Below are 5,461 nucleotides of genomic sequence, written 5' to 3' on the forward strand. Positions count from 1 at the left end.
ACGTCACCCGAACCGTCGTGAGCATGACCGTCCGGAGCGTCGATGACAGGAAGCTGCTGAATGTCGCTCATGAGGTCGAGTGCGTGCTCCATCGCGAACGCTCGGCTGTGGGGGTTGGTCGCGATGACCCTGGTCCCGGCCAGCAAGCCGTCGAAGGCCCGTGCAGCGACCTCCGCGGGCTCCTGCGCGTATGGCAGGATCACCGCCGCCGCTTTGGGATCCGCGTCGATCAGGCCCCGGACGTTCTCTGTGAGGGTCCAGCCGGGGGCGAGCATCGAGACACCGATGCCCGCGGGACCGAGATCACGGTGCGCGGTCATCGTCAGCCCGAGGACGGCGTACTTGCTCACGGTGTAAATGCTGAGCGGCTCGACGAACGGCGGGACGCCCAGCGAGTGCTCGGACCCCGTGTTCAGCAGGTACGCGGGGCGGCCTGCGGCAGCGGACGCCTGAAGGGCCGGGGCGAAGGCATGGATAACGTGATAGGCACCCTCCACGTTGAGCCGCAAGACGCGGTGCGCATCCTCCGGCTCGACCTCCTGCAGTCGACCGAACACCCCGGTGCCCGCGTTGTTGCACACGATGTTGACGCCACCGAAGCGGTCGACGGTCTCCGCAAGCGCTCGCCGGACGTCGGCCATGTCTGTCACGTCCGCGATCGTCGACTCGACAATGGCGCCCTCTCGACGCAGCGCGGCGACCGCCTCCCCGGCGTCGTCGACGTCCACGATCATGACCCGCGCGCCGCGCCGCGCCGCCTCGCGGACCAGCGCCAGACCGATTCCCGTGGCACCACCGGTTACCACGACCACCGCATCCTCGAGTTTGGTCACGCCTTCCCTCTCTTTTGGGCGGATCACACGTGATCCGCATCGAACCGCGTCCCTTTCAAGGGCCAAGTTTTGTATGACGGTATCCCGCACACGGTCAGCCCGTCAACTATTCTTTGAGTCGCGGCTCACAGGAGAGCTAGCTCTTAGCTAATGCGTTGTGCTTCACACGAGACGTCGCCGGAGAAGAACGGCGCACGATGATCACCAGCTCCCCGGTACCCGCCGTGAATTCAGCAGATCGCCCTCTGCCATGAGATCCGAGTTGATCCAGTAGACGGCCAGCTACCGCCGCCGCGCTCGGCGGATCGAGCCGCTCAGCGGCAACGTTCTTGCTCGCCCATCGAGACGTCGACCATTGCAGCCCGTCCACGACGAACCGCCGTGGTGTGGACAAGCGGCGCCGCTGTCCGCGGGTTCTGCCGTCAGAGAAGCGCTGCCCGAGCAGCTACCGCCAGCTCGCGGGGCCGGGCGGCGAGCACGTCGAGCGAGGTCTGTGGGCGACCCATCATTCCCGAAGCGTACCGCTCGTATACGCCCTCACTGATGCACGCGAGCCGCCACAAAGCGAAGCCGATGTAATACGGGACGTCGGACGTGTCGCGGCCGGTCTGTCGCTGATAGTCGGCGGCGAGCTCTGCCGGAGTGGGGAACCCGTCGGCGCAACCCGGCGACCAACCGTCGTCGGCGTCGAGGATCCACCAGGCCGCGAGCCAGCCGAGGTCGGCGAGCGGATCGCCCACCGTCCAGAGCTCCCAGTCGAGGACGGCTTCGACCCTCCCTTCCGCCGACACGAGCATGTTGCCCAAGCGGAAGTCACCGTGAGTCAGCCCGGTCCACCTCTGAGGTGGCCTGCGCTCGCTGAGAATGTCGCAGACCTCGACGATTTCACGAGTGCGCGGGGTTCCCCCACCGTCGATCTGGCGCATCCACAACTCGAGTTGCTTGCTGACGTAAGAGCCGGGCTGTGCGCTGGGCCTCCGCCCGACCACACCGGGGTCGACCTCATGCAGCTGTACCAGCGTGGTGACGATGTCCTCGGAGAGTCGCCGCCGGGCGTCGTACGTCAGAGCCGCCGCCTTCTCCGCGCTGTCGATCACGATCCCTTCGACATGGTCCATGACGTAGAACTCGGCGCCGGTCACTTCCGGATCGGCGCAGAACGCGGCCGTCGGTGGGACCGGAACGGCGCTCGTTTGCAGGGCGGTGAGTATGCGCCACTCGCGTTCCATACTGTGGGCGCCGGGACGCAGCGGCCCGACGGGTGGTCGGCGGAGCACCCAGGATCGGCCTCGCTGATCGATGACCCGGTAGGTGAGGTTCGAGTAGCCCCCCGCGAGCAACTCGAACGACAGCGGTGGCCGCGCGTCCGGCACCGCGTTTGCGAACCACTTCTCGATGGCTTCGTGCTCCAGACCGATCGCTCCAGGAACGTCCGCGGACGACGGGTTCGCGCTCATGCTTTCTCCAGCTCGGTTCGAGCGATCGCCCGCAGGTGCACCTCGTCGGGACCGTCCGCGATTCGCATCGCTCGCGCCGTCGCCCAGAGCAGTGCGAGCGGAGTGTCTCCGCTGACACCCGCGCCACCGAAGAGTTGCACCGCGTCGTCCAGGATGCGGGATACCCCTCGGGGCACGGCCACTTTGATCGCCGAGATCTCCGTGCGCGCCGCGCTCGCTCCATGTATGTCGATCAGCCATGCCGTCTTGAGTACCAGGAGCCTCAGCTGCTCAATGGTGATGCGCGCGTTGGCGATCCACTCACCGACCACGCCCTGGCTCGCAAGGGGGCGGCCGAACGTGACCCGCTCCCCCGCCCGCTCCTTCATCAGGGAGATCCCACGCTCCGCCATGCCGATCGCCCGCATGCAGTGGTGGATACGCCCCGGCCCGAGCCGCGCCTGAGCCATGGCGAAACCAGCTCCCGGCTCGCCGATCAGATTGGCGAGGGGGACCCGCACGTCGACGAAGCGGACCTCGCCGTGACCGTTCTGGTCGGTGTATCCGTAGTAGCTGAGATCCCGGACCACGGACACGCCCGGAGCATCGGCGGGGACTATTACGAACGAGTGCCGCTTCGATCGATGGGCCTCGGGATCGCTGATGCCCATGACGATGTAGAACGCAAGGCGCGGGTCGAGCGCCCCGGTGGTCCACCACTTGCGCCCATTGACGACGACCTCGTCGCCCTCGATCCGCACGCTGGTACCGATGTTGCTCGCGTCGCTGCTCGCGACGTCGGGCTCGGTCATGGCGAACGCGCTGCGGATATCGCCCCGCAGCAGTGGCGCCAGCCAACGCTCCCGTTGGGCTTCACTCGCGAAAAGGTCGAGCAATTCCATGTTGCCGGTATCCGGGGCCGAGCAGTTCATCGCCTCAGGGGCGAGGTGCGGGTACCAGCCCGACCGCTCGGCGATCGGCGCGTAGTCGAGAACCGACAGGCCGTGAGCGGGCTCGGTCGAGTGCGGGAGGAACAGGTTCCACAGCCCGCGCGCGCGTGCCTCGGCTTTGAGCTCCTCGATGACGCCGGGCACCGCGTGCGGTGTGCCCGCAGCGGCGAGCTCGCGCCGCTGCTGCTCGTAACGGGCCTCCGCAGGGGCGACTCGGCCGTCGATGAAGGCATCGACGCGTTCGCGATATTCCCGCGCACGCTCGCTCGGTTCGAAATGCATTCGGAATCCTTCCTGTTCCGGTCAACTCAATGACAGTGAGTCGGTCTCAGCTCGACTGGCGACGACCGGACCGGCGTCACGAGGGCTCCGTTGCGACGACACGCTCCGCCACCTGCTGGCGCAACGTCGGCTTGAGCACCTTGCCCGAGGCATTGCGTGGCAGAGCGTCGAGCACGAGCACCTGGGTCGGCTTCTTGTACGCAGCCATCCGCGGCCGACACCATTCGGTGATTTCCTCGAGGGACGGCGGCGCCGCGGAATCCAGCGGGACGACCACGGCGACCGGAGTTTCGCCCCACTTCTCGTGCGGCGCGGCGACCACCGCGACGTCCGCGATCGCGGGGTGCGCGGCCAGCACGTTCTCGACTTCGGCGCAGTAAATGTTCTCCCCACCGGAGATGATCATGTCCTTGATGCGGTCGACGACGTAAAGGAATCCTTCTTCGTCCTCTCGCACGAGATCGCCGGAGTGGAACCAGCCGCCTGCGAAGGCGTCCGCGGTCGCCTCGGGAAGGTTCCAGTAGCCCTGCATGACCCCGGGGCCGCGATAGACGATCTCGCCGACCTCGCCGCGGGGGACGTCGTTCATTTCGGCGTCCACGATGCGGACATCCACAGCCGGGACCGGGCGGCCGACCGAGCCGATCTTGCGGAGCGCGTCCTCGCCGTCGAGCACAGTGGTGGTGGGAGACATCTCGGTCTGGCCGAAGGTGCTGACGTTCGGTACGCCAGGGAAAGTCGCGGCCATCCGCTCCAACAGCGTGACGCTCGCGGGCGCCGCGCCCCAGCACATGACCCGCAGGTGGGCGGCCCGCTTGCTCGCCTCCGGCACGTCCACCACCGCCTGCCACTGTGACGGGACCATGAACACGTGCGTAATCCGCTCGCGCTCGAGGGTGTCCAGCATGACCTCGGGGTCGAACTGGCCGCTCGGCATGATCACCGTGGTTCCGCCCACCGCGATCATCGGCGCGATGCTGCCGATCGCGCCGATGTGAAACATCGGCGAGCCGCAGAGGTTGATCTCGTCCTCACGGTAGAGCCGCCAGCACCGGATCAGCGTCTGGGTCTGGACGGCCAGGTTGAGGTGGGTCAGCACCGCGCCTTTGGGACGGCCGGTGGTCCCGGACGTGTACATGATCAGCGCCGGGTCCAGCTCGCCGAGTTCGATGCTGCGCTCCCGTCCCGGCCCGGCGGCCAGGGCGTCGAATTCTCCATCCTCGACGCCGCTTACGAGTAGAACCGCAGGACCGGACAGCGCATGACGGACCTCGGCGGCCAATGCTGCGAGGTCCGCGTCCGCGGCGAGCGCGACCGATCCGCTGTCACGAAGGATGAACCGCACCTCGTCCGGGGTCAGCCGGAAGTTGACCGGCACGGCGATCGCGCCCAGGGCGTTGGCGGCCAGCACGGTCTCCAAAAACTCGGGGCGGTTACTCATCAGCACCGCGACCCTGTCCCCACGGCCGACTCCCAGGTCCTCGAGTGCGCCAGCAAGGGCGGACACCCGCCTGCGCAGGTCCGCCCACGTCGTGGTCACTCCTCGGAACACAAGCGCGGGGCGGTCCGGCGTCAGGTGGGCGTGGCGATCGATCTGGTCGAGCCAGTGCTGGTTGCTGCCTGGCGGCCGCGAGGAGGTCATCGTTCTCCTAAGTTCGGACTGGAACGGGCGGGACCGACCCGGTCCCATATCTGGACGCGGTGCACAAACGACCCGCCGGATATGGCGAAGCGCTGGTTGAATCCATGGGCCGAACCCATACCGCGGCCCGTCGGCGGGATCGGCCGAGAGAAAGGGTCAGCTCCTCGCGTGGGAGCCGCACGAAGAGATTGGCGAGCGGGTTGCCGATGCAACCGCGGGGACGCTGCCGCCGATGATCGCCATGCGGTCGTCGGGGTGTGGCTGTTCTGTGGTAATCGCAATCGGCTGCTCGACTACTGCGCCTTCGGGACAGTGACG

Annotated in this window: 4 protein-coding genes; all 4 read right to left on the reverse strand. The window is 67.4% G+C overall.

All coding sequences use genetic code 11. The features are described 5' to 3' along the window. Positions 1-923 (reverse strand): SDR family NAD(P)-dependent oxidoreductase (locus NAM01S_RS32495; RefSeq protein ID WP_157108028.1); only part of this gene is annotated, 923 nt, incomplete at its 3' end. Between the two features lie 332 nt (positions 924-1,255). After that, positions 1,256-2,290 (reverse strand): phosphotransferase family protein, encoded by a 1,035-nt coding sequence (locus tag NAM01S_RS32500; protein ID WP_067792975.1) that lies wholly within the window; start codon positions 2,288-2,290, stop codon positions 1,256-1,258. Then, positions 2,287-3,501, reverse strand: coding sequence for an acyl-CoA dehydrogenase family protein (locus NAM01S_RS32505; protein WP_067792978.1), 1,215 nt, complete (start codon positions 3,499-3,501; stop codon positions 2,287-2,289). Before NAM01S_RS32505 ends, NAM01S_RS32500 begins: the two co-directional genes overlap by 4 nt. A gap of 76 nt (positions 3,502-3,577) precedes the next feature. Next, positions 3,578-5,143 carry a long-chain-fatty-acid--CoA ligase gene (locus NAM01S_RS32510; RefSeq protein WP_067792980.1) on the reverse strand — a complete coding sequence of 522 codons (1,566 nt, stop codon included), beginning with the start codon at positions 5,141-5,143 and terminating at the stop codon, positions 3,578-3,580. Positions 5,144-5,461: the final 318 nt, after the last annotated feature.

The sequence above is a fragment of the Nocardia amikacinitolerans NBRC 108937 genome, assembly GCF_001612615.1.
Taxonomy (GTDB): Bacteria; Actinomycetota; Actinomycetes; order Mycobacteriales; family Mycobacteriaceae; genus Nocardia; species Nocardia amikacinitolerans.

Bases quoted from the DNA above. Each gene is read 5' to 3' on its own strand.
- NAM01S_RS32500 (WP_067792975.1), bottom strand. From the start codon at position 2,290: ATGAGCGCGAACCCGTCGTCCGCGGACGTTCCTGGAGCGATCGGTCTG.
- NAM01S_RS32505 (WP_067792978.1), bottom strand. From the start codon at position 3,501: ATGCATTTCGAACCGAGCGAGCGTGCGCGGGAATATCGCGAACGCGTC.
- NAM01S_RS32510 (WP_067792980.1), bottom strand. From the start codon at position 5,143: ATGACCTCCTCGCGGCCGCCAGGCAGCAACCAGCACTGGCTCGACCAG.